Annotated in this window: 20 protein-coding genes; 5 read left to right on the top strand and 15 right to left on the bottom strand. The window is 58.0% G+C overall.

What is annotated here, in order from left to right; genetic code table 11:
• Nucleotides 1-86: 86 nt before the first annotated feature.
• The 5 genes from malZ to phoB all read right to left on the bottom strand — a co-directional run bounded on the left by malZ (nt 87) and on the right by phoB (nt 7,250).
• Entirely contained in the window at nt 87-1,904 is a 1,818-nt protein-coding gene (gene malZ, locus DW56_RS15330; RefSeq protein ID WP_024553006.1) for a maltodextrin glucosidase, read from the bottom strand.
• A gap of 166 nt (nt 1,905-2,070) precedes the next feature.
• Complete coding sequence (gene proY, locus DW56_RS15325) at nt 2,071-3,435, bottom strand: proline-specific permease ProY (RefSeq protein WP_024553007.1); 1,365 nt, start codon at nt 3,433-3,435, stop codon at nt 2,071-2,073.
• 71 nt (nt 3,436-3,506) lie between these two features.
• Nucleotides 3,507-4,826 carry a branched-chain amino acid transporter carrier protein BrnQ gene (gene brnQ, locus DW56_RS15320; protein WP_024553008.1) on the bottom strand — a complete coding sequence of 440 codons (1,320 nt, stop codon included), beginning with the start codon at nt 4,824-4,826 and terminating at the stop codon, nt 3,507-3,509.
• Nucleotides 4,827-5,233: 407 nt separating this feature from the next.
• Complete coding sequence (gene phoR, locus DW56_RS15315; RefSeq protein ID WP_024553009.1) at nt 5,234-6,538, bottom strand: phosphate regulon sensor histidine kinase PhoR; 1,305 nt, start codon at nt 6,536-6,538, stop codon at nt 5,234-5,236.
• A gap of 22 nt (nt 6,539-6,560) precedes the next feature.
• Nucleotides 6,561-7,250, bottom strand: coding sequence for a phosphate response regulator transcription factor PhoB (gene phoB, locus DW56_RS15310; protein ID WP_024553010.1), 690 nt, complete (start codon nt 7,248-7,250; stop codon nt 6,561-6,563).
• 199 nt (nt 7,251-7,449) lie between these two features.
• Here phoB and sbcD point away from each other — a divergent pair, with 199 nt between their 5' ends.
• On the top strand, nt 7,450-8,664 hold the full coding sequence (sbcD, locus tag DW56_RS15305) for an exonuclease subunit SbcD (protein ID WP_024553011.1): 1,215 nt from the start codon (nt 7,450-7,452) through the stop codon (nt 8,662-8,664).
• Nucleotides 8,661-11,813, top strand: a complete 3,153-nt coding sequence (gene sbcC, locus DW56_RS15300; RefSeq protein ID WP_024553012.1) for an exonuclease subunit SbcC — start codon at nt 8,661-8,663, stop codon at nt 11,811-11,813. The genes sbcD and sbcC overlap by 4 nt, the downstream gene beginning before the upstream one ends.
• A 25-nt stretch (nt 11,814-11,838) precedes the next feature.
• On the opposite strand, the gene mak is transcribed toward sbcC, so the two are convergent.
• The gene (gene mak / locus DW56_RS15295) at nt 11,839-12,750 is read right to left on the bottom strand and encodes a fructokinase (RefSeq protein ID WP_029697309.1); all 912 of its coding nucleotides are present in this window, start codon (nt 12,748-12,750) and stop codon (nt 11,839-11,841) included.
• Nucleotides 12,751-12,876: 126 nt separating this feature from the next.
• On the opposite strand from mak, the gene rdgC reads away from it, so the two are divergent.
• Entirely contained in the window at nt 12,877-13,788 is a 912-nt protein-coding gene (gene rdgC / locus DW56_RS15290) for a recombination-associated protein RdgC (protein ID WP_035888395.1), read from the top strand.
• A gap of 62 nt (nt 13,789-13,850) precedes the next feature.
• Here rdgC and ppnP read toward each other — a convergent pair whose 3' ends face one another.
• The 4 genes from ppnP to aroL all read right to left on the bottom strand — a co-directional run bounded on the left by ppnP (nt 13,851) and on the right by aroL (nt 15,926).
• On the bottom strand, nt 13,851-14,135 hold the full coding sequence (gene ppnP, locus DW56_RS15285) for a pyrimidine/purine nucleoside phosphorylase (protein ID WP_024553014.1): 285 nt from the start codon (nt 14,133-14,135) through the stop codon (nt 13,851-13,853).
• 82 nt (nt 14,136-14,217) lie between these two features.
• Complete coding sequence (locus DW56_RS15280) at nt 14,218-14,895, bottom strand: AroM family protein (protein ID WP_024553015.1); 678 nt, start codon at nt 14,893-14,895, stop codon at nt 14,218-14,220.
• Nucleotides 14,896-15,158: 263 nt separating this feature from the next.
• Entirely contained in the window at nt 15,159-15,350 is a 192-nt protein-coding gene (locus DW56_RS15275; RefSeq protein ID WP_024553016.1) for a YaiA family protein, read from the bottom strand.
• Between the two features lie 51 nt (nt 15,351-15,401).
• On the bottom strand, nt 15,402-15,926 hold the full coding sequence (aroL, locus tag DW56_RS15270) for a shikimate kinase AroL (protein WP_024553017.1): 525 nt from the start codon (nt 15,924-15,926) through the stop codon (nt 15,402-15,404).
• A gap of 351 nt (nt 15,927-16,277) precedes the next feature.
• Between aroL and DW56_RS15265 the strand changes: the two genes are divergently transcribed.
• Nucleotides 16,278-17,051: a DUF2076 domain-containing protein gene (locus tag DW56_RS15265; protein ID WP_024553018.1), complete on the top strand. Its 774-nt coding sequence runs from the start codon at nt 16,278-16,280 to the stop codon at nt 17,049-17,051.
• Between the two features lie 3 nt (nt 17,052-17,054).
• Here DW56_RS15265 and DW56_RS15260 read toward each other — a convergent pair whose 3' ends face one another.
• The 3 genes from DW56_RS15260 to DW56_RS15250 are packed head-to-tail and all read right to left on the bottom strand — an operon-like array spanning nt 17,055 to nt 18,481.
• A complete protein-coding gene (locus DW56_RS15260) occupies nt 17,055-17,504 on the bottom strand; it encodes a YaiI/YqxD family protein (RefSeq protein WP_024553019.1) in 450 nt (149 codons plus the stop codon).
• Nucleotides 17,504-17,959, bottom strand: a complete 456-nt coding sequence (locus DW56_RS15255) for a DUF421 domain-containing protein (protein ID WP_024553020.1) — start codon at nt 17,957-17,959, stop codon at nt 17,504-17,506. The genes DW56_RS15260 and DW56_RS15255 overlap by 1 nt, the downstream gene beginning before the upstream one ends.
• A 9-nt stretch (nt 17,960-17,968) precedes the next feature.
• Nucleotides 17,969-18,481: a hypothetical protein gene (locus tag DW56_RS15250; RefSeq protein WP_024553021.1), complete on the bottom strand. Its 513-nt coding sequence runs from the start codon at nt 18,479-18,481 to the stop codon at nt 17,969-17,971.
• Nucleotides 18,482-18,589: 108 nt separating this feature from the next.
• Here DW56_RS15250 and proC point away from each other — a divergent pair, with 108 nt between their 5' ends.
• A complete protein-coding gene (gene proC, locus DW56_RS15245) occupies nt 18,590-19,399 on the top strand; it encodes a pyrroline-5-carboxylate reductase (protein WP_024553022.1) in 810 nt (269 codons plus the stop codon).
• 26 nt (nt 19,400-19,425) lie between these two features.
• Here proC and DW56_RS15240 read toward each other — a convergent pair whose 3' ends face one another.
• On the bottom strand, nt 19,426-20,844 hold the full coding sequence (locus tag DW56_RS15240; protein WP_024554107.1) for a sugar porter family MFS transporter: 1,419 nt from the start codon (nt 20,842-20,844) through the stop codon (nt 19,426-19,428).
• Between the two features lie 366 nt (nt 20,845-21,210).
• Nucleotides 21,211-22,746: an FAD-dependent oxidoreductase gene (locus tag DW56_RS15235; RefSeq protein WP_024554106.1), complete on the bottom strand. Its 1,536-nt coding sequence runs from the start codon at nt 22,744-22,746 to the stop codon at nt 21,211-21,213.
• Nucleotides 22,747-22,756: the final 10 nt, after the last annotated feature.

Raw genomic sequence — 22,756 nt, 5'->3', positions numbered from 1 at the left:
ATTTCAGACCCTGCGGCGAAAGTGCGGCTACTTTCCCATATCTGAGCGCAAAGCGGTATTCCTTTACCGCGTTTGCGCTACGCTCGTCAGGCGGAGCGCCACACCGCCGCCGTGTTTGCTGAAAGCTTCAGCGTCTGCCCGGCAAGCTCGCCCTCACCTTCCTGATGTTGCCAGTTGGCCTTATCCAGCAGCGGCTCTTCAGCCAGCGCAACTTCGCAGGCTGCGCCGCGGTTTATCGCCACCAGCACCCGCTCGCGCTGGTAAACACGGACGAAAACAAACACATCCCCTTCGGCATACAGTACCTGACAGCCCCCGGCGCGCAGTGCGCGGCTACGGCGGCGCAGTTTCGCCATGCGCTGGTAAAGCGCTAACAGATCGCCGTCCTGCTGTTTTTTATCCCAGGGGAAAGGCTTGCGGCAGAAAGGATCGTGATCGCCATCTACCCCCACTTCGTCGCCATAATAAATACAGGGCACGCCCGGCCAGGTGAACAGCCACACCACGCCAGCCGGCAATCGCGAAACATATTTACCCAGCCGGGTTTTAAAGCGCGGCGTGTCATGGCTGTCGAGCTGGTTAAACATTCTCAGTTGCTGCTGGTGCGAAAGCCCGGCGCGGTATTGATTCATCCAGGCGGCGCAGTCGGCGGCATCAAGCTGTTGCGGCTCATTCTGGTTATCGACACAGGCGAGAAAGCTCCATACCGGTATCGAAAATCCGCGATAGTTCATCGCTGCGTCTTCAGCATCGTTTTGCAGCCACTGGCGGGCGTCGCCGAAATGCTCGCCCACAATGTAAGCCTGCGGATTCACCGCTTTAGCAGCCTGAGAAATAGCGGCGACGTGAACAAGATTGTTTTTCGCCCCGCCCGCTTCGCCAATCATATGCGCCACGTCCAGCCGCCAGCCGTCCATGCGCCATGGCTCGTTCAGCCAGTATTTGACGATGCTGTTCTCCCCTTCGTAAATCTCATTCACCAGGCCTGCTGAGCGGAAGTCGAGTTTGGGCAGGCTGTCGTAACCGAGCCAGGCCAGCGCATGACCGTCCGGCGAAAAGTTATACCAGTCGCGCCAGGGAGAGCGAGGATCATGGCTCGCCCCTTTCCCGTGCGCTTTGTGTCGGTCAAACCACGGATGCGTTTCACCGCTGTGGTTAAAGACGCCGTCAAGGATCAGCTTCATTTGCGCTTTATGCGTTTTCTCACGCAGGCGCAGCAGCGCTTCGTCGCCGCCGAACTGCGGGTCAACGTGACGATAGTCCTGGGTATCGTATTTATGCACGCTGGGCGCGCTGAACACCGGGTTCAGGTAGAGCGCGGTAACGCCGAGCTTTTTCAGGTAGGGCAGCTTTTCGCAGATACCGTCGAGATCGCCGCCGTAGAAAGTAGAGCCGCCGCCCTCCGCCGTGACCGGCGCATCCCAGTCGCGCAGTTCTATATCGCGCTGGGCGGCATGGTAGTAATAAACGTTATCCTGCCCCGGTTTGCGAGGTTCGCTGCGGGCGAAACGGTCGGGGAAGATTTGATAGAAGATCTGATCCTGCACCCATTGCGGCCCTTCGTCGGGCAGATCAACGGCGAACATTTCAAGCCTTGCGGGCGGATAAGCGCTAAAGCCTTGCGGCGAGAACCAGCGCTGGCGGTCTTTCCACAGCAGCTTGAAGGCGTAACGGCGCCGCGGCTGCCCTTCGTTGAGGCCGATAGCCGCACGAAAGGCGATAACGCCTTTCGCCACAGAAGCGCTTTGCCGCTTCATCTCAAGCTGCATCTCTTCGTTGTCCAGCTCATGACGCATGATCACCTTTTCCGGCAGGTCGTCGCCCGCCAGCCAAAGGGTGATATACAACCGTTCTTTACGCTCCTGAAGGAATGGCGCGACCGGCAAATGCCAGGCTTTCAACATTCTGCTGCTCCCCGTGTCAGAAAATGCGCTCACCATGCCATACCCGCTTCGCAAACCCCTCCTCGCTGAGGCGGATTTTGCAGGAGGAGACGGGAGGCGGAGTTAACTATCGAAGCGTAGAGCGAAAACGACATCCCCGCCAGACGGCGGGGATGAAGGGGAAAGGTTAAGCAGCCTGGCGCGCGTCGCGGCGGCGTTTAAACACCCAGCCGACCAGCAGCAGCGCTATCCACGCAAAGCCCACATAGAGCGAAATGCGGGTATCGGGATGGTAGCCGATCAGCGCGATGATAAATGCCAGGAAAACCAGCCCGGCGATAGTGGTCGCCACGCCGCCCGGCACTTTAAACTTCAGCGCCTGCACCTCTTCTTTCGACAGGCGGCGGCGGAACGCCACCTGCGACAGCAGGATCATTATCCATACCCAGACGGTTGCGAAGGTCGCAAGCGACGCGATAACCAGGAAGACATTCTCCGGCATCACGTAATTGAGATAGACCGCCAGCAGCATGGCGAAGCACATCACGACCACCGTGACCCACGGAATGCCGTTGCGGGAGGTTTTAGCGAACGCTTTCGGCGCGCTGCCCTGCTCCGCCATACCGTGCAGCATGCGGCCGACGCCGAAAACGTCGCTGTTAATGGCGGACAGCGAAGCGGTCAGCACCACAAAGTTAAGGATACCCGCCGCAAAGGTGATGCCCATATGCTGGAAGGTCAGCACGAACGGGCTGCCGTTGGTGCCCACTTCATTCCACGGGTAGATGGACATAATCACAAACAGGGTGCCGACATAGAACACCAGAATACGCAGCGGCACAGAGTTAATGGCGCGCGGAATCGACTTCGCCGGATCTTTCGCTTCCCCGGCGGTGATGCCGATAATTTCAATGCCGCCATAAGCGAACATCACCATTTGCAGCGCCATCACGGTGCCAATCCAGCCGTTGGCGAAGAAGCCGCCGTTGCTCCAGAGGTTATGAATGCCGGTAGGCTGGCCGCCGTTGCCAATGCCCCAGATGATGATGCCAAAGCCCGCCAGAATCATGATGATGATAGTGGCGACTTTAAAGAACGAGAACCAGAACTCCATCTCGCCGAACACTTTCACGCTCATCAGGTTAATGGCGCAGATAATCAGCACCACGCTCAGCACCCAGACCCAGTGGGGCACGCCAGGGAACCAGACGCCCATATAAATGCCGAATGCGGTGACGTCGGCGATGGCGACAATCAGGATCTCAAAGCAGTAGGTCCAGCCGGTAATGTAGCCCGCCAGCGGCCCCAGGTTTTCCTGGGCGTAGCGCGAAAAAGAGCTTGCCGCTGGGTTATGCACCGACATCTCGCCCAGCGCGCGCATGATGATATAGGCCGCGACGCCGCCGATAATATAGGCCAGCAACACGCTCGGCCCGGCCATTTTGATCGCATCCGCCGAGCCATAAAAAAGCCCGGTGCCGATTGCGGAGCCGAGCGCCATAAAACGGATGTGTCTGGTGCTCAACCCGCGTTTGAGCTTGTTGTTTTCCATCGTTCCAATACCACTTAACAAAATAAAAAACCACGGGGCGGGACCCCGTGGTTAAACATTAACCCATAAATTTAGTGGGCGGCGGAGGTAACCTGCCGTCCGGCGGCGCGGTCCCAGATCGCGGTGATGATAACCATCGCGACGGTCGGCAGCAGCCACGCCAGATTCTGGTCGCCCAGCGGCAGGTGTGCGGTCCAGCCGGGGAGTATACCGCTCAATGCCGACGCTTTCACGCCATCAATTAAGCCAAACAGCAGGCTAATGAGCATCGCCGGGGCGATAACGCGCGCGGAGCGGTTCCACCACGGGCGGGTGAAGCTCAGCACCACCAGCACGATGCACGGCGGGTAGATGGCCGTCAGCACCGGAATAGAAATCTGGATCAGGTGGCTTAAGCCCAGGTTCGACACCACCATAGAGAAACCGCCCAGAATAAAGACCAGGGTGCGGTAAGAGAGCGGCAGATACTGAGCGAAGAACTCCGCGCACGCGCAGGTCAGGCCCACCGCCGTGACCATACAGGCGATGAAAATCAACGCCGCCAGCAGGAAGCTGCCCGCGCCGCCGAAGGTGTGCTGAACGTAAGCGTGCAGGATTGCCGCGCCATTAGCGGACTGCTCTACCAGCGCCGAGCTGTCGGAACCCAGGCGGAACAGCGCCAGGTAAAGCAGCGTCAGGCCGATGCCTGCCATCAGGCCCGCCCAGATGGTATAGCGGGTCAACAGGCGAGACTCCGTTACGCCGCGTGAACGCGCGGCATTCACGATAACAATACCGAACACCATCGCGCCCAGGGTATCCATCGTCAGGTAGCCATTAACGAAACCGTTGGAAAACGCCGCTTTCTGGTAAGCGTCGGTCGCGACGCTGATGTCGCCCGCCGGCCAGACAATCGCGGCCACGGCCAGAACGATCAGCGCGATAATTTTCAGCGGCGCGAGGAAGTTGCCGACGGTATCCAGCAGTTTGCCCGGGTAGAGCGACACCAGGATAACCAGCGCGAAGTAAACCAGGCTGTAGATAAGGAGAGGCAGCGCGCCGTCGCCGGTCAGCGGGGCGATACCCACTTCAAACGATACGGTAGCGGTTCGCGGCGTGGCGAACAGCGGCCCGACCGCCAGATAAGCGACGGTAGCAAGCAGAATGCCCGCGCCGCGGCCAATCGGCGTGCTGAGGCTGTCGATGCCGCCGCCCACGCGGGCGAGCGCCACCACGGTCAGCACCGGCAGGCCCACTGCGGTAATCAAAAAGCCCAGCGCGGCGATCCAGACGTGTTCACCCGCCTGCAACCCCACCATGGGAGGGAAAATGATATTGCCCGCGCCAACGAATAACGCAAAGGTCATAAAGCCCAGAGCGATAATGTCGCGCGTTGTTAACTTGTGGGTCATAAGATTTACTGCCTGTGGATGTGGTGTTGAAATCGTTGAAATTATTACGTTCGCCGCACGACGAAACGCGGCCATTTCAGACAATAGACAGCGGGATATGCTTCCCGATTGCGTTGGCGGAGCATTGTTTTTCGATTAACCACGCAAATTCAGTCGGTCTGCCAACGGCAGGGGCGCAATTTAAACGCTTATAACGTTTGAAGGCAATACGGGATCGTAAAACCAGACCATTATTCTGCATACAAGAATCCAACCAGATAAAAACGCTAAAATATAAAAATAGCACCGCCTGTTCATGCGAACAAAAAATAATCAACAGTCAAATATCGGGTATAAGAAAACGTAATGGAAAGAAACAAGGCCAGTGAAACTGGCCTTTGGCAAGCGGGGTTTACAGCAGAGAGAAATTATTCGGCCGGGATCTTCGCTTTGGCAATCAGCCGTTCCGGCAATAGGAAGGAGAAACGGGCGCCTTTGCCGGGCGCGCTGTCGATTTCAAGCCGCGCGTCGTGGTGGCTGATAGCATGCTTTACAATAGCCAGCCCAAGTCCGCTGCCCCCCGTCTGGCGCGAGCGCGCTTTATCAACGCGGTAGAAGCGCTCTGTCAGGCGCGGGATATGTTCCGCCGCGATGCCCGGCCCGTTATCTTCAACGCTGAAGAGCGCGCCGTGCGGCGCACGCTGCCAGCGCACCGTGATATGCGTGCCATCCGGCGTGTGGTTTACCGCGTTATAAACGAGATTCGACATGGCGCTGCGCAACTGTTCTTCATTCCCCAGCACTTTAAGCGCCGGGTCAACCTCAAACAGCAGGACGTGGCGCTGCTGGCTCAGGGTGGCGGCTTCGCGCTCCACCACGCGCAGCATCATCGGCACGTCGATTTCTTCGTTGAGTTGCAGCGCCGGCGAAGCTTCAATTTTCGACAGCGTCAGCAGCTGTTTCACCAGACCTTCCATACGCGACGTTTGTTCACGCATGGTATGCAGCGCTTTGTCACGCAGCGGCCCCTCCAGCGCCTGTTCCTGCATCATCTCCAGGTAGCCCTGCAACACGGTCAGCGGCGTGCGCAGCTCATGGCTGACGTTGGCAAAGAAGTTGCGCCGCGCCCCTTCAAGCTGGTGCATCTGCGTCACGTCGCGCGCCACCATCAGCCACTGTTGCTCGCTATAGGGCATGACGCGAAATTCCAGATGGCGACCATTGCTCAGCACCAGATTGAGCGGACGGGAAAACTCTTTGGTACGGACATAGCGGGTAAATTCGGGATAGCGCAGCAGGTTGAGGATATTCTGACCGTTGTCGTCTGGCCAGCGCAGGTTGAGTAACTGCTGCGCAAGACCGTTGCACCAGAAGATGGTGCCCTCCTCGGTGGTGAGGATCACCGCGTCAGGCAGCGACTCGGCGCCGCTGCGAAAACGCTTGATAAGGTTGCCTAACTCACGGCGGCGCTTTTTATTGCGCAGTTGCATCTGGTGAAGCCCGTAAAGCAGCGGCTCCCAGCTTCCCCGGCCCGGCGGCGGCGTCATACTGCGATCGACCCAGAGCCACCAGGAGAGGCGCAGCAAGTTCGCGTAATGCCAGATAAGCAGCCCAACGACAGCGGCCAGTAAAAACCAGGCCAGATAGCCAAAAAACGCCCCGAGGATCAGCGCCGGGATACAACACAACACCAGCTCCAGAGCCAGCCTTTTCCATGACAGCCGTTCGAGCACGCGTCACACTCCAGGTTATGAGTTAAAAACGGGTTGAGAAACGATACCCCGTGCCGCGCACCGTCTGCACCATTCTGTCATGCCCGCTGTGCTCCAGCGCCTTGCGCAGGCGACGAATATGCACATCCACAGTACGATCTTCAACATAGACGTTGGTTCCCCACACATGGTTCAGCAGCTGTTCGCGGCTGTATACGCGCTCCGGGTGCGTCATAAAGAAATGTAATAGCTTAAATTCGGTAGGCCCCATATCAAGCGGGTTTTCGCCAGTCATAACGCGATGCGAGGTAGGGTCAAGGCTTAAGCCTTGCATTTCAATCACCTCTTCCACCGCCATCGGCGAGATGCGGCGCATAACGGCTTTGATGCGCGCCACCAGTTCTTTTGGCGAGAATGGCTTGGTAATGTAATCGTCCGCGCCGGTCTCCAGCCCGCGCACGCGGTCCTCTTCTTCACCGCGCGCGGTCAGCATCATCACCGGAATGTCGCGGGTCATCGCTTCGCGCTTGAGGTGTTTAATAAACTGAATGCCGGATCCGCCGGGCAGCATCCAGTCAAGCAGGACCAAATCGGGCCAGGGTTCGTTGAGCTGATTCACTGCGCTGTCATAATCTTCCGCTTCAACAGGCTGGAAGCCATTTTGCTCAAGTACAAAACAGACCATTTCACGAATGGGTGCTTCATCTTCTACGACCAGGATACGTCTCGCCATGATTAGCCCTGTAATATAATGTTAACATTATCCAATGCCGCGCCATTATGCGTCAGATTTATGACAGATTTATGAAAAAGATGACCGTCTGATGACCCCTTCGCGCGCCGTCGTAACGCCTGTCTGGTAAGCCGTTCAGGACACCAGCCCGCCAGCTTGTTTATAATCACCCTCTCGCTTTTTCGCCACAGGGACTATCATGCGCATCCTCCACACTTCCGACTGGCATCTCGGTCAGAATTTTTATACCAAAAGCCGCGCCGCCGAACACCAGGCTTTTCTCGACTGGCTGCTGAAAGCGGCGGTGGAGCATGAGGTCGACGCCATCATCGTGGCGGGGGATATTTTCGATACCGGCTCGCCGCCAAGCTACGCGCGCGAGCTTTACAATCGGTTCGTCGTTAATCTTCAGGCTACGCAGTGCCAGCTGATTGTGCTGGCGGGCAACCATGACTCGGTGGCGACATTAAATGAATCGCGCGAGCTGCTGGCCTGTCTCAATACCCGCGTGATCGCAAGCGCGCAGCAGGATCCCGCCAGCCAGGCTCTCCTCCTTAACCGGCGCGACGGATCGCCCGGCGCGGTGCTCTGCCCTATTCCCTTCCTGCGCCCACGCGACATATTGCGCAGCCGCAGCGGCCAGTCGGGCAGTGAAAAGCAGCAGCAGTTGCTGGAAGCCATTACCCAGCATTATGAAGCGTGCTACAACGCCGCCTGCGCCCTGCGCGGCGAACAAACGCTGCCCGTTATCGCCACCGGCCACCTGACCACCGTGGGCGTGACGAAAAGCGACGCGGTGCGCGACATTTACATCGGCACGCTGGATGCTTTTCCTGCCCATCTTTTCCCGGCGGCGGATTACATCGCGCTCGGCCATATTCACCGGGCGCAGAAGGTGGCGGCAAGCGAGCATATTCGCTACAGCGGCTCGCCTATCGCCCTGAGTTTTGATGAAACGGGCAAGGAAAAAAGCGTCTTCCTGGTGGAGTTCGCTGAGGGCAAGCTGCGCGACGTTACCGCATTGCCGGTGCCGGTAAGCCAGCCCCTGGCGGTGATAAAAGGAACGCTGGAAGAGATTGCCCGGGCGCTGGAACAGTGGCGCGACGCGCCGGCGGAGCCGAAGGTGTGGCTCGACATTGAAATCGCCACCGAACAGTTCCTGCATGATATGCAGCGCCAGATAACCCGGCTTACGGAGGATTTGCCCGTAGAAGTCGTGCTGCTGCGCCGCAGCCGGGAGCTTCGGGAAAAAAGCCTCGGCACGCTGCAAACCGAAACGCTGAGCGAACTGGGCGTTGAAGAAGTATTCGAGCGCCGTTTGCAGCAGGAAGCTTTAGAAGAAGAAGAGGCGCGGCGGCTGCGCACGCTGTTTGCACAAACGCTGGAAAGCCTGCATCAGGAGGAAGAGGCGTGAAAATTCTCAGTCTGCGGTTAAAAAATCTCAACTCGCTGAAAGGCGAATGGAAAATCGATTTCACCGCCGAGCCCTTTGCCAGTAATGGCCTGTTCGCCATCACCGGCCCAACCGGCGCGGGAAAGACCACGCTGCTCGACGCCATCTGCCTTGCGCTTTATCACCAGACGCCGCGTCTGAACACCATTTCGCAGACGCAGAACGACCTGATGACCCGCGATACCGCCGAATGTCTGGCGGAAGTGGAGTTTGAAGTCAAAGGCGTCGCGTACCGCGCTTTCTGGAGCCAGTACCGCGCCCGCAACCAACCGGACGGCAAGCTTCAGGCGCCGCGGGTGGAGCTGGCCCGCTGCGACAGCGGCAAGATCCTCGCCGACAAAGTCAAAGACAAGCTTGATCGCATCGCCGCCCTGACCGGCCTCGATTATGACCGCTTCACCCGCTCGATGATGCTCTCCCAGGGGCAGTTCGCCGCCTTTCTTAATGCCGATGCGAAAGACCGCGCCGAGCTGCTGGAAGAGCTGACCGGCACCGAAATTTACGGGCGGGTCTCCGCTCGCGTTTTTGAACAGCATAAGCTTGCGAAAACGGCGCTGGAAAAACTCGAAGCGCAGGCGCAGGGCGTGAAGCTGCTAAGCGAAGAGGAGCAACAGCAGTTGCGCGCCGGTTTGCAGGCGCTTACTGATGAAGAAAGCGCGCTGCTGGCGACGCAGCAGCAAACGCAGCGCCAGTATGAATGGCTGGCGCAAAAAACGAAGCTTGAGCAGGCGCAGGCCGCCGCCCGGAGCGGCCTGGAAAACGCGGCGCGCGAACAACACGCCGTCGCGCCGGACCTGGCAAAACTGGAAGCCGCGCTGCCCGCCGAAAAGTTACGGCCTTTCTGGCAACGCTTGCAGGAGCAGGAGACGGCGCGCGCTGAAACAGAGCGGCAATATGAAGAAGTAAGCGTTCGCTTACATGCCGCCAGAACGCGGCGCCAGCAGATCCGTCAGGCAGCCGCTGGCGAGCTTGAGCGCTGCGACGTTAACCTTCGCCAGCTTGCGCAATGGCTTGCCGAATACGAGCGTTTTCGCTTGTGGAACAGCGAGCTGGCAGGCTGGCGCGCCGCTTTCAGCCAGCAGAAGCGCGACCAGCAGCAGGCGCAGGCCCTGCGCGAAAACCTTGCGGGCATTGATAACAAGCGCGCGGCGCTAACGCCGGTAAGCCTTGCGCTCTCGCCGGAGGATATCGACGAACAGCTGGCCGCCAGCGCCCGCCTGCGCGCGCCGCGGGAAAGGCTCGCAGCGCTGCACGCGCAGTTTGCCCCGCTTGCGCAGCGTAAATCCCGCCAGGCGCAGGCGCAGGCTACGCTTGAGCAGGAGCGGCAACAGCTGGAAACCCAGCTGGCCGGCAAGCGCCAGCTTTATAAAGCGAAGCAGGAAGAGGTCGCGCAGCTAAAACAGCTCTGCGAACTGGAAAGCGCCATCGCAAGCCTGGTGGAGCAGCGCAATCGCCTGCAACCTGGCAGCCCCTGCCCGCTCTGCGGCGCGACGGAACACCCGGCGGTGGAACATTATCAGGCGCTGAAACCCGATCTCAACAAGCAGAAGCTGGCGGCGCTTGAGCAGGAAAAAGAACAGCTGGGGACAGAAGGCGCCGCTCTGCGCGGCCAGCATGAAAGCCTGCTGAAGCAGAAGCAGCGGCTTGAAAGCGAAGCGGCAAGCTTGTTGCAGGAAGAGCAAGCGCTCACCTCCCAATGGCAGGGCCTCTGCGCAACGCTGGAGATTGCCTTCCAGCCAGAAGACAATATCGCTTCCTGGCTGGAAGCGCAGGCGCAGCGCGAGCAGCAGCTTTATCTGCTGCAACAACACCAGATGCTGGAAAGTCAGCGCCAGCAAACGCAGCAGCAGCTGTCGCAGCTTGAAGCCATGCTGCGCGACAGGCAGGAAAACCTGCATCAGCAGTTTAGCGAGCTGGCGCTAACGCCGCCGCAGCCCGGCGATGAAGCGCGCTGGTTTAGCGAACGCGAGGCAGAAGCGCAAAGCTGGCAGCAAAAGCAGGAGCAGCAAACGCAGTTGCGTGACAAGCGCGCAAATTATGAATCGCTGCTTGCCACTCTGCCGCAGGCGCAGGACGCAGAGCCTTTGGCGCAATCGCAGTGGCAGGCGGCGTTAAGCGAAGGTCAGCAAAGCCACTCGCTTTGCCTGACGCTTGAAGCGCGCAGCCAGGCGCTGCATCAGCAGCTTGCCCAGGAGCAATCCCGTTGCCAGCGGGCGCAGGCGGATTTTGACGCGGCGCTGGCGGCAAGCCCCTTTAGCGATCAGACCGCTTTCTCCGCCGCCCTGCTGGACGAAACAACGCTTCGCGAACTGGAGGCGCTAAAAGCGCGCCTTGAACGCCAGCAGCATCAGCAGCAGACGCTGCTGGCGCAGGCGCAGGCTCAACTGGCGCAGCACCTTGCGCAGCGCCCGGCTGAGCTACGCGAGCAGGAAAATAGCGAGACATTGCAGCACGCATTGCTGACGCTTGCCGCACAGCTTCGCGATAACGCCAGCCGCCAGGGCGAGGTACGCCAGCAGTTGCGTCAGGATGAGCACAACCGCACGCAGTTGCAGACGCTGATGCAGGATATCGCGCTGGCGACGCGCACGCTGGCGGAATGGGGGCACCTTAATATGCTTATCGGCTCGCAAAAGGGCGATAAGTTCCGCAAGTTTGCGCAGGGGTTAACGCTCGATAACCTGGTGTGGCTCGCCAATAACCAGCTGACGCGCCTGCATGGCCGCTACCTGCTCAAGCGCAAGCTTAGCGAAGAGCTGGAGCTGGAAGTGGTTGATACCTGGCAGGCTGACGCGGTGCGCGATACCCGCACGCTGTCCGGTGGTGAAAGTTTCCTGGTAAGCCTTGCGCTGGCGCTGGCGCTCTCTGATCTGGTAAGCCACAAAACGCGCATCGACTCGCTGTTTCTGGACGAAGGGTTCGGCACGCTGGACGCCGAAACGCTCGATACCGCCCTCGACGCCCTGGACGCGCTGAACGCCAGCGGTAAAACCATCGGCGTGATAAGCCACGTCGAGGCGATGAAAGAGCGTATTCCGGTGCAGATTAAAGTGAAAAAGGTCAACGGGCTTGGCTTTAGCCGACTGGCGAGAGACTTTGCCGTGGCATAACCAAGGGCGCATTACGCGCCCTCTTTTATGCTTCCAGCGGCCAGAGCCACGCCGCGCCGCGCACGCCGCTGGAATCGCCATGGCGCGCCTTGCGAATGGGGGTTTCGCACTCGCCGCCGAATACCCAGGGCTTGATAAGCTGCGGGACGGTTTTATAGAGCCGGTCAACGTTGCTCATGCCGCCGCCCAGCACTATCACGTCCGGATCGAGAATATTAACGATATGGGCAAGCGACTTCGCCAGCCGCAGCTCGTAGCGGCTCAGCGCCAGCTCCGCCAGTGCATCCTGTTCATCAACCAGGCGGATAATTTCGTTGCCCTTAAGCGCATGTCCGCTCAGACGCTGATAGTCGGTGGCAAAGCCGGTGCCTGAAATAAACGTTTCGATGCAGCCCTGCTTGCCGCAGTAACAAGGCACCTCTTCGCGATAGCGGAGTTCATCTTCATCCATCCATGGCAGCGGGTTATGGCCCCACTCGCCCGCGTTGCCGTTGCCGCCGATATGACTGTGGGCATTAAGGGCGATGCCCGCCCCGCAGCCAGTGCCGATGATCACCGCGAACACCGTCTGCGCGCCCGCCGCTGCGCCATCCACCGCTTCGGAAACTGCAAGACAGTTGGCGTCGTTCGCCAGACGAACCTCGCGCCCCAGACGCGCGCTGAGATCTTTATCGAAGGGCTGGCCGTTCAGCCAGGTGGAGTTGGCGTTTTTCACCACGCCGGTATAAGGCGAAAGCGTACCGGGAATGCCGACGCCGACGGTGCCGCGCTCGCCCGTCGCCTCTTCCGCCAGGCGCACCAGCTCAGCAATGGTCTCAATGGTTTGCCGATAGTCGTCGCGCGGCGTTGGCAGGCGGTGGCGAAAACGCTGCTCGCCCTGGTCGCTAAGCGCGATAACTTCAGTTTTAGTACCGCCTAAATCAATCCCAATACGCACATGTTGCTCCTTATATCTGGTGAATTATCAAGAGAGTAGAAGGCGCGCCCCGGAAAGGCAATGAAACGGAACCCCCGATTCGCTATCATGCCCGCTGCGTTTACTAAGCAGGCCGTGGAAAAGATTATGCTGTGGTTCAAAAATGTAATGGTATACCGTTTAAACCGCGACGTTTCCCTTCGCGCGGATGAGATGGAGAAACAGTTAGCGCCCCTTTCTTTTACCCCTTGCGGTAGTCAGGATATGGCGAAAACCGGCTGGGTGTCGCCCATGGGCTCGCACAGTGATGCATTAACCCACGCCGCCAACGGGCAGATTGTGATTTGCGCCCGTAAAGAAGAAAAAATGCTGCCGGCGCCCGTGATCAAGCAGGCGCTGGAAGCGAAAATTGCGAAGCTGGAAGCCGACCAGGGCCGCAAACTGAAAAAAACCGAAAAAGATTCGCTGAAGGACGAAGTGCTGCACTCGCTGCTGCCGCGCGCCTTCAGCCGCTTCAGCCAGACCATGATGTGGATAGATACGGTTAACGGTCTCATTATGGTGGATTGCGCGAGCGCCAAAAAAGCAGAAGACACGCTGGCGCTGCTGCGTAAAAGCCTGGGCTCGCTGCCGGTGGTGCCGCTGACGCTGGAAACGCCGATTGAACTGACGCTCACCGAATGGGTGCGCAGCGGCAGCGCGGCGCAGGGCTTTCAATTGCTGGACGAAGCCGAGCTGAAGGCGATTCTGGAAGGCGGCGGCGTCATTCGCTGCAAGCAGCAGGAGCTGGTAAGCGATGAGATTGCGGTGCATATCGAAACGGGCAAAGTCGTCACTAAACTCGCGCTCGACTGGCAGCAGCGCATCCAGTTTGTGCTGGCGGACGACGGCTCCATCAAGCGCCTGAAATTTGCCGATGAGCTGCGCGACCAGAACGAAGATATCGACCGTGAAGATGTCGCGGCGCGTTTTGACGCGGATTTCACCCTGATGACCGGCGAGCTGGCCGCGCTCATTCAGAACCTGGTGGAAGGGTTAGGCGGCGAAGCGCAGCGCTAACCGGCATCCTCGCGTAACAAAAAAGCACCGTTTAACGGTGCTTTTTTTATGCCGTGTCGCTATCAGAGGTAGCGGCAAAGATAAGAGGTTGTGTCAGCCACTTGCAGATGAAATTCGCTGTGCCCCGGCACATTGAAAACCTGGCCCGCTTCATAGGTTTTCCATTCGGTTTCGCCCGGCAGCAGGACATGCAGCGCGCCGCTTACCACCGTCATCTCTTCAGGCTGCGCGGTGCCAAAGGTGTATTCGCCCGGCTCCATCACGCCTACGCTCGCGCGGCCCGTGCTGCTGCTGGTAAAACCGATGGATTTCACTTTACCGGAAAAGTACTCATTACTCTGAAGCATGGCCTTGCCCTTTTTTAAAAATGGTTGGAAAAACAATATAGAGGGCAAGCTGCGAGCCTGTCACGTAAATTGTGAGGCGGCCTCAGACCAGCAGTTCCGCCGCAAGCCGCGCCACCAGTACATTCGAAAGCAATACCGGCACATCCAGCGCTTTTTGCAGCAGATCACGGTGTTTTTGGTAAAATCCAAGACAGTCCAGCACCAGCACGTCGGCGCCGCGGCCGATGAGGTCGCGCCCGGCTGCAATCAGCTCGTCATCAGTGCCGAACACCGGGTTCGCCAGTGCGTAAAAAGGGGCTTTTTCCAGGGTCTGCCATTTTTGCGCCTGCACGCTCAGCAGTTCCGGCACGGGAATGACAACGCCTACCTGATGTCCGTCGACGATAGAAGCCACCAGAGGCGGGATGATACGCTCCGGCTCCAGCAGCATGGAATTGTGCGCTTTCAGGTAGTTAAAGCGGTAGGTGCTCATCAACAAAATAACGTCGTAGCCCTGGTTATCCAGCACTTCGATCAGCCCCTGCAACGCTTTTTCCACTTTATTACGGGAAACTTCCGCCCCCCGGTTATCATTAAGCAGCGTCAACATCACCTCATCGCCCGGATCGGGTGAATAGTCTTCCATCACCTCTTCGCGAGAGATTTTTCCAAGCAGGCTGAGATGGGTTATCTGATCTTCAGAAATATGTTCGGTTAATAACGGCAGAACTGCACTTACCGGCACCACACCGACAGTGAGTATCGCCAATGTTGCACTCATTCTTCTACCGCCTTTCTTAACGACTATTTGCTGCAATGCAGACGACCTGACCTGGCAGGCTGTACGGGGGAGTTCAAAAAGCGTAGCAGCTTTGCTTTAATGCGCCGCCCCTCTTTTTGCCTCTTGCGCCCAAGGGTATAACTTAATAGTAACGGATTATTAACGAGGCGAATGAATTAATGGTGTGATAATTCCAGGCGGGAACGTTTTTTCGGAATCAGGGACAGGGTTGCAGGCGCAACCCCCTTCCCTTGTTATCGCGGTCAGGTTTTATCGGGGTCTTCGTAACGACGCTGCGCATCAAGCGCTTCCTGTTCGGTCTCATGCTCGCTGATCAGGGTGTCCGGCTCCGGGTGATCCGCACGCAGCTGATACCAGGTGACGGTTTTATCCGTGCCGCCTTTTTCGACGGTAACGATGTGCGACTCGCGAGGGTATGGGGGTCTGGTTGGCATAATGCTTCCTTTTTATTGTGCAGAAGCAGTAAGTATAGACAATCCCGGCGCTTAGCTTGCCTGCGCCAGACGCAGCGCCGCAATGACCGCCTCGACAATCTCTTCTGGCGGCCGGGCGGCGTTGATCACATGATGCGCGGCCTGGCGGTAGAGCGGCTCGCGCTCGGCGAGCACCTCGCTTATCTCCTGCGCGACAGGCTTGCCGGTCAGCGTCGGGCGCTGCCCCGCTTCCGGAAAAGCTTCCAGCCGGCGCGCCAACTCCTGCGGCGGCGCCTGTAAATAGATAACGGCCCCTTTTTCACGCATAAACAGGCGGTTTTCCGGCGCCAGCACCATACCGCCGCCGGTGGCGATGAGCGTGGAAGGCGCGGTAACACTCTTCAGCGCCTGCGTTTCCCGGGCGCGAAACCCCGGCCACCCCTCGCTTTCAACAATCTCCGCCACGGTCATGCCCGAGCTTTCAAGCAGCCAGTGATCGGTATCGACAAAGGCGTATTCCAGGGCTTTCGCCAGCGCTTTCCCAATGGTGGTTTTGCCGCAGCCGCGAGCGCCGACCAGGAAAATGGGTTGAGTCATGGATGGAGGATCCTCAGTCGCTGTCGCCAGGACGGGTTAAGCGTAAATAGCGTAGTGGAGGCGTTATCATATCATCACGCTAGTACAATGGACAGCTGTAAAATAAAAGTTACAGTTTTGTTTCAAGTGGCTGATATTAAGATTTAATTTCAGTCGAAAGTAAACCAAAGCTGTAAAGCTTATCTTGCACATTCAGAAACGCCCACCTTACTTGAAAACGCAGGCCGGGTACAACCCCTGCGCGCGAGCCTCTGGTAACACATTTCTTAATAGCTTTACGAATCAGGGTGTTTACAACCGCGGAATTTTCTCCAGACTTAGTTTTATGACCCAATCACAGAGGTAGGCATCATGCAATCGGAAGAACAGCGTCTGATTGACGGACTCTTTTCCAGACTGAAAACCGCTGAGGCTAACAGCGCGCCGCGCGACGCCGCCGCCCAGCAACTTATTGAACAGCATCTGCGCGAGCAGCCTGCGGCCGGTTATTACATGGCGCAAACCATCCTGATTCAGGAAGCCGCCATTAAAGAACTCAACAGCCGTGTTCAGGGGCTTGAGGCGCAGGTAGCGCAGTTGCAGCACGCCTCTAAACAACAGCAGAGCAGCGGCGGGTTTCTGGCCGGGCTGTTTGGCGGCGGTTCACGCGCAGCCGAGCCGCAACAGCAGGCTCAGGCGGGACGCAGCTCAGATGCCATCCCGGGCGCGCAAAACTACCAGAATGCCGCGCCAGGCAGCTATAACAACGCGCCGGCGCAGGGATACGCCCAGCAAAGCTACAGCGCGCCGCGCGGCGGCGGCTTTATGGCAGGCGCCCTGCAAACGGCGGCGGGCGTCGCAGGCGGCGTGGTGCTTGGCAATATGCTGACCAGCATGTTCAGCCATCATCAGCCGCAGGAGATTGTGAATATTATCAACGAACCGGCGCAACCCGCAGACAACGGCGCCGTTAACGCGGTGGAAGATTACAACCAGGCGGATGACAGCCAGTTTTTGAATCAGGATGCAGGCTTACAGCAGGACAACACCAACGATTATTACGCCAACGAAGATTTCAATAATGACTTCGGCGGCGATGATTTTGGCGGTGATGATTTCGGCAATGACGACGATAGCTGGGTCTAAGCCTTAACGCGTTTTGCCGCTAAGCCATTTATCAAGCTCGGCGGCGAAACGTTGCCGGTCACGCTGGCTCAGGCTGTCAGGCCCGCCGGTCTGGATGCCGCTTGAGCGCAGCGTCTCCATAAAATCGCGCATGGTCAGCCGCTCTTTTATGGTCGCTTCGCTGTAAAGCTCGCCGCGCGGGTTTAACGCCGCCGCCCCTTTCGCCAGCACTTCCGCCGCGAGCGGAATATCAGCGGTAATCACCAGATCCCCCGGTTCGCATAAGCGGACAATCTCGTTGTCGGCTACATCAAAGCCCGCCGGCACGCGCATGGCGCGGATAAACCGCGAGGGCGGCACCCGGATATTCTGGTTCGCCACCAGCGTTACAGCGATTTGCGTGCGTTCCGCCGCGCGAAACAGCACTTCTTTTATCACGTTAGGACACGCATCGGCATCCACCCAAACTGGCATTACGCCTCCTGTTTTTCTGCGGGAATCACGGCTATCTTGCCGTTTTTCTCAAGGATGGCGAATTTTATCTGATCCAGCCGCTCAATGCCCTGGGCGCTGCGCGCCGAACTCAAAATATCTTCTTCGGAAATGCCGGATCTTCGCATGCGTTTTTCCAGCAGCTTGCCGTTCTCCACCAGGATCAGCGGCGATCCGTCAATAATCAGATCAAGCCGCGGGATCGCGTTTTTCAGGTAGCTGAAAAGAATATCAAGCACAATCAGGGTGATGATGGTAATGGCCGCGCCAGTGAACGAGAAGTCGTTGCCAAGAAGCGCCTGTTGCGTCGCCTCGCTGATGATAAGCAACAAAACAAAATCGAAAGAGTTCATCTCAAGCAACGTGCGCCGTCCGGCAATTTTCAACACAATCAGCAGCAGCACGTACATTCCCGCCGCGCGAAGTACGCTTTCCATGTTTCTCTCCTAAGGATATACCCACTGTTTCAGCGTGACGGGAGCCGTTCCGTCAAGGGTTATCTGCGACGTTAAAAGCCCCGCGGTCTGCGGCTGCGTCATTAACCAGACAGCATGCTCCCCCGATGGGGTGGCAGGGAAAGTGAGTAAAAGCGCATGGGTAGAAGCGTGCGTTATCAGCGGCTGGGGGCGCAGCGTCTGAATAACGAATTTATCCATAAAGTCGCCTGAAAGCCGCACCGTTGCCGGCTGATTCGGCTCGCCTTTAATGCGAAGCGTGAAGGGCTCGTCGCTTTCCGAGCGTAAAAAACGCTGGTATTCCACCATCAGCGAACCCTGCGCATTGGTCTTCGTCGTTTCGCTAAGCCAGCCGTCGGAAAAGCCGCCAAGCAGGGCGACTATCACTATCGCGTAAAGCAGCCAGTTGCCGCCGCGCTGTAATACCCACTCTACCCGCTGGGCGCGCATGTCTTCGTGAATCGGATAGCGACGGCTGCGGTATTCATCCGTTGTCTTGTCCATGTCACCTCCTCATTTTCAGTTAAGCGTAGCCGAAGCCTTAACGGATCGCCCAAAAGCGCGTTAAGCTAGAGCCCCTCTGATACTTAAGCGACAAAACGGAGCGACGCGGTGGAAAAGAAAATAGGGTTTATCGGTTGCGGCAACATGGGTAAAGCGATTCTCGGCGGGCTGCTCGCCAGCGGCCAGGCGCGGGCGGAGCAGATTTGGGTCTATACGCCGACGCCGGAAAATGTCGCTGAGCTGCGCGAAGCGTACGGCATTAACGGCGCCCAGAGCGCGCAGGAAGTGGCGCAGACCGCCGATATCGTTTTCAGCGCGGTTAAGCCGAACATCACGGTGAAAGTGCTGAGCGATATCGCCTCCAGCTTTAATAAGGAGTCGCTGGTGGTTTCTATCGCCGCAGGCGTGACGCTGGATCAGCTTGCCACTGCGCTCGGCCATGACCGTAAAATCATCCGCACCATGCCTAACACGCCGTCGCTTGTGCAGGCGGGCATGACTTCCATCACCCCCAATGCGCTGGCGACCCAGGAAGATATCGATACGGTACTGACCATTTTCAGAAGCTTCGGCGAAGCGGAAGTCGTGGCGGAATACCTGATCCATCCGGTGGTGGGCGTTAGCGGCTCGGCGCCAGCCTATGTCTTTATGTTTATCGAAGCGATGGCCGACGCCGCCGTGCTCGGCGGCATGCCGCGCGCTCAGGCCTATAAATTCGCCGCGCAGGCGGTAATGGGCTCGGCGAAGATGGTGCTGGAGACGGGCAAGCATCCGGGCGAGTTGAAAGATATGGTCTGCTCCCCTGCCGGTACGACGATTGAAGCGGTGCGGGTTCTGGAAGAGCGCGGTTTCCGCTCTGCGGTGATTGAAGCGATGCAGGCCTGTATGGCGAAGTCGGAAAAGCTCAGCAAAGGCTAAGAAAAAGGCCCCCGCGGGGGCCTTTTTTACTGTCCGATATCGCGAAGCTTCTTGCCCGCCATCAGGTTTTTCTCGATATGCTCAAGGGTGACGTTTTTGGTTTCCGGAATAAGCCAGAAGGTTACGCCGATAAACGCCATGTTCAGCAGCGTGTAGATCCAGAACGTGCCCGCCGCGCCGACGCTATCAATCAGCGTCAGGAAGGTGGCGCCGATTATCATATTCGACACCCAGTTCGTCGTTGTTGAACAGGTTACGCCGAAGTCGCGGCATTTCAGCGGCTGGATCTCAGAACAGAGGATCCACACCACCGGCGCGGCGCTCATGGCGTAGCCTGCGATGCACATCATGGTCATGCCGACGGAAAGCCAGGAAATACCGCGCGAAATCTCCCCGCCGTTTACCTGCATCAGACAATAGCCAAGCACCAGCGTACCTGTCGCCATAACGCTAAAGCCAATCTTCAGCGCGGGTTTGCGCCCGGCTTTATCAACGGTAAACACGGCGATAAACGTGGCGAGCATAAAGGTTAGTCCAACCACTACGGTCGCTATCATCTGCTGCTCCGTGCTGGCGAACCCGGCCATTTCGAAAATTTTCGGCGCGTAGTACATGATGATATTCATACCGGTAAACTGCTGCATCGCCTGTAGCAGCATGCCGAGAAAAACAGCGCGGCGCACGTTGCGGTTGGCTTTAAACAGCGACCAGCCGCCCTGCTTCACCTTCAGGCTTTCGCGAATGTCGTTCAGCTCCTGGCGCGCCTTTTCAGAAGTGTCGCGCAGCATACGCAGCACCTCTTCCGCTTCGATATGCTTACCCTTCGCCGCCAGCCAGCGCGGGCTGTTAGGCAGGAAGATAACCATAATCAGCAGCGCAATGGCAGGCAGCGCCAGCACGCCGAGCATGGCGCGCCAGTTGCCGCTGTAGCTCAGCGCCGTATCAGACAAAAAGGCGAGCAAAATACCCAGCGTGACCATTAATTGATAAAGGCTAATCATTTTGCCGCGCACATTTTCCGAGGCCATTTCGGAAAGATAGAGCGGCGCGGTATAAGAGGCGATGCCCACCGCCACGCCCAGCACCACGCGGGAAATAAGTAAAATCTCAAGCGAGGTGGCGAAAGCAGAGCCAAGCGAGCCGAGGATAAATAAGATAGCGCCCGCCAGCAGACTGTATTTTCGTCCCAGCCGCGAGGAGAGCCAGCCGTTAAAAAGCGCACCCAGCGCGGCGCCCAACATCATACTGCTTACGACCCACTCCTGCGCCCTGCTGCCCAGGGAAAAATGGTCGGTAATAAAGGGCAAGGCTCCGGCAATAACGCCAATATCCAGTCCGAATAATAATCCGGCGACGGCGGCGGAAACCGATACGAATAAATTCATGCGGCGCACTTTACGCTCGTGCGCCGTTAATCCAGGCGTGACATCACTTACCGAGGACATCTTTACTTCTCCCGTTCAGAGGCACGTTGCCAACACGATAACGGTAGAAGAATCCTGCAAGAAGAGTCAGGCGCTAAAGCGGCGCAGATATGGACTAACCAGCTACACACCTCGGTTTTGTGACGTACCTGTCAAAATGAAATGGCGAACAGCATCACCTTATTGCTTACTTAACAGCCAAAAATTGTGACTGACGCACAATTAGCCGCTTCGCCATGCTTCTTTAGTTAAAAAGCGGACATGGACGATTATGCAACCTGACTCAGGTTGTCTGGCGCCAGGCCGCGCCCGTTCTGTCCATAAAAAAACCGGGCCGCCAAAGGGCGGCCCGGTTAATTTTCCCGTCAGCTAAAAGGCTATACCGTTTTATCCCTGCGCCGATAAAATAATTTCCTGCGCCTCTTCAACCGTTATCGGCTGCTGCATGCGTAACAGCAGTGCCGCTGTGCCGGTATAATATCCGCAGCTCAGCACCGCTTTTAACAGGCCCGCCTCGCCATAAAGCGCGATAAATTTTTTCTCAGCGAACGAGCCGATAAATTTATAGTTATCCCAGCTTTCAGCGTGCCCAAGATATTCATAGCGAGTGCCGTAATGCGTCGTCCAGAAAAAAGGCGCGCGATCGAAGACTTCCTGTTTACCCAGCATATTCAGCGCGGCGACACGCCCCTGCTGTTGCGCCACGCGCCAGTGCTCGACGCGGCGCAGGCCCTCCGGCGCGGGGTAGCTTGCAATATCGCCTGCCGCCCAGATATTCGCCGCCGCTTCCAGCCGGTTGTTGGTGCGCAGGCTGCCATCCTCTTCCTGAATGAGGGTATGCGTAAAACCGGTAACCGGCTTGATGCCGGTGGCGAACACCACAACCTGGGCAGCGATCTTGCGGCCATCTTTTAGCGTCACGCTATGAACATGCTCGTCTCCTTCCAGCGCCTGCGGCTCGCCGGTGACAAAGCGCACGCCGTTTTGCTCATGCAGTTCGCGAAAACCGCGCGCCGCCTCTTCGCCGAACTGCTTTGCAAACGGCAAGGCATGGCGCGCTATCACCGTGACGTCGATATCCTGGTTGCGCAGCGCAGCAGCCAACTCCAGGGCGATAAAACTGTTGCCGATAATCACCAGCTGCTGCTCGCGGTCAACTTCTTTGAGCAGGGCATCGGCCTGTTCGATGCTGCGCAGCAGATGCACGCCTTTCAGCCGGTTGCCAGGCAGTTCCGGGCGCTGCGGCGCGCCGCCTGTCGCCAGCAGCAGCTTGTCAAAAGTCAGCGTCTCGCCGCTTTCCAGCCGCAATTCGCGAAGCGCAGGATCAAGCGATTCCACTTCTTCGCGAATCACCTCCACGCCAGGCTGCTGCCAGAAATTTTCGTCCAGCGGATGCGGCACTTCACTGATTTTCATTTTGCCGGCGGGCACGAATTTGCTAAGCGCGGTGCGGTCGTAAGGCGCTTCGCGCTCGCGGTCGATAAGAATAAGTTTGCCGTTGAAACCTTCATCGCGAAGCGTAATAGCTGCCGCGCTGCCCGCCGCCCCGGTGCCGAGAATAACAAAAGTTTGCGTTTCCTCGCCGCGGATCTGCGCACGCAAGGCGGGCGACATCGCTTTCGGGCTAACGTAAACTTTTCCTTCTTCCACGCGCACCGGATACTGACGCAGGCTGGCAAGGGCTAAGGGTTCGCGCCATGCGCCGTTGCTGATATCAAACACCGCTTTATGCCACGGGCAGACCAGATGCCCCTCGCACACTGCCCCCTTTTCCAGCGGCGCGCCTGCATGCGGGCATTTACTCTGAAAGGCACGCACTGTCTCGCCGGTACGGATCAGCACCACTTCACTTTCACCTGCTTCCGCTTTTTGCGGCTGGCTTTCCGGCAGGTCTTTCACCCTGGCGACATAAAGGTAATTCATGACATTGCTC

The organism is Franconibacter helveticus LMG 23732 (assembly GCF_000463115.2).
Classification (GTDB): domain Bacteria; phylum Pseudomonadota; class Gammaproteobacteria; order Enterobacterales; family Enterobacteriaceae; genus Franconibacter; species Franconibacter helveticus.
This window is presented reverse-complemented; position numbering and strand designations above follow the sequence as displayed.

What these genes read in the sequence shown, in the direction of transcription:
- malZ (WP_024553006.1), bottom strand. Translation starts at nt 1,904, where the DNA reads ATGTTGAAAGCCTGGCATTTGCCGGTCGCGCCATTCCTTCAGGAGCGT.
- proY (WP_024553007.1), bottom strand. Translation starts at nt 3,435, where the DNA reads ATGGAAAACAACAAGCTCAAACGCGGGTTGAGCACCAGACACATCCGT.
- brnQ (WP_024553008.1), bottom strand. Translation starts at nt 4,826, where the DNA reads ATGACCCACAAGTTAACAACGCGCGACATTATCGCTCTGGGCTTTATG.
- phoB (WP_024553010.1), bottom strand. Translation starts at nt 7,250, where the DNA reads ATGGCGAGACGTATCCTGGTCGTAGAAGATGAAGCACCCATTCGTGAA.
- sbcD (WP_024553011.1), top strand. Translation starts at nt 7,450, where the DNA reads ATGCGCATCCTCCACACTTCCGACTGGCATCTCGGTCAGAATTTTTAT.
- rdgC (WP_035888395.1), top strand. Translation starts at nt 12,877, where the DNA reads ATGCTGTGGTTCAAAAATGTAATGGTATACCGTTTAAACCGCGACGTT.
- ppnP (WP_024553014.1), bottom strand. Translation starts at nt 14,135, where the DNA reads ATGCTTCAGAGTAATGAGTACTTTTCCGGTAAAGTGAAATCCATCGGT.
- DW56_RS15280 (WP_024553015.1), bottom strand. Translation starts at nt 14,895, where the DNA reads ATGAGTGCAACATTGGCGATACTCACTGTCGGTGTGGTGCCGGTAAGT.
- DW56_RS15275 (WP_024553016.1), bottom strand. Translation starts at nt 15,350, where the DNA reads ATGCCAACCAGACCCCCATACCCTCGCGAGTCGCACATCGTTACCGTC.
- aroL (WP_024553017.1), bottom strand. Translation starts at nt 15,926, where the DNA reads ATGACTCAACCCATTTTCCTGGTCGGCGCTCGCGGCTGCGGCAAAACC.
- DW56_RS15265 (WP_024553018.1), top strand. Translation starts at nt 16,278, where the DNA reads ATGCAATCGGAAGAACAGCGTCTGATTGACGGACTCTTTTCCAGACTG.
- DW56_RS15260 (WP_024553019.1), bottom strand. Translation starts at nt 17,504, where the DNA reads ATGCCAGTTTGGGTGGATGCCGATGCGTGTCCTAACGTGATAAAAGAA.
- DW56_RS15255 (WP_024553020.1), bottom strand. Translation starts at nt 17,959, where the DNA reads ATGGAAAGCGTACTTCGCGCGGCGGGAATGTACGTGCTGCTGCTGATT.
- DW56_RS15250 (WP_024553021.1), bottom strand. Translation starts at nt 18,481, where the DNA reads ATGGACAAGACAACGGATGAATACCGCAGCCGTCGCTATCCGATTCAC.
- DW56_RS15240 (WP_024554107.1), bottom strand. Translation starts at nt 20,844, where the DNA reads ATGTCCTCGGTAAGTGATGTCACGCCTGGATTAACGGCGCACGAGCGT.
- DW56_RS15235 (WP_024554106.1), bottom strand. Translation starts at nt 22,746, where the DNA reads ATGAATTACCTTTATGTCGCCAGGGTGAAAGACCTGCCGGAAAGCCAG.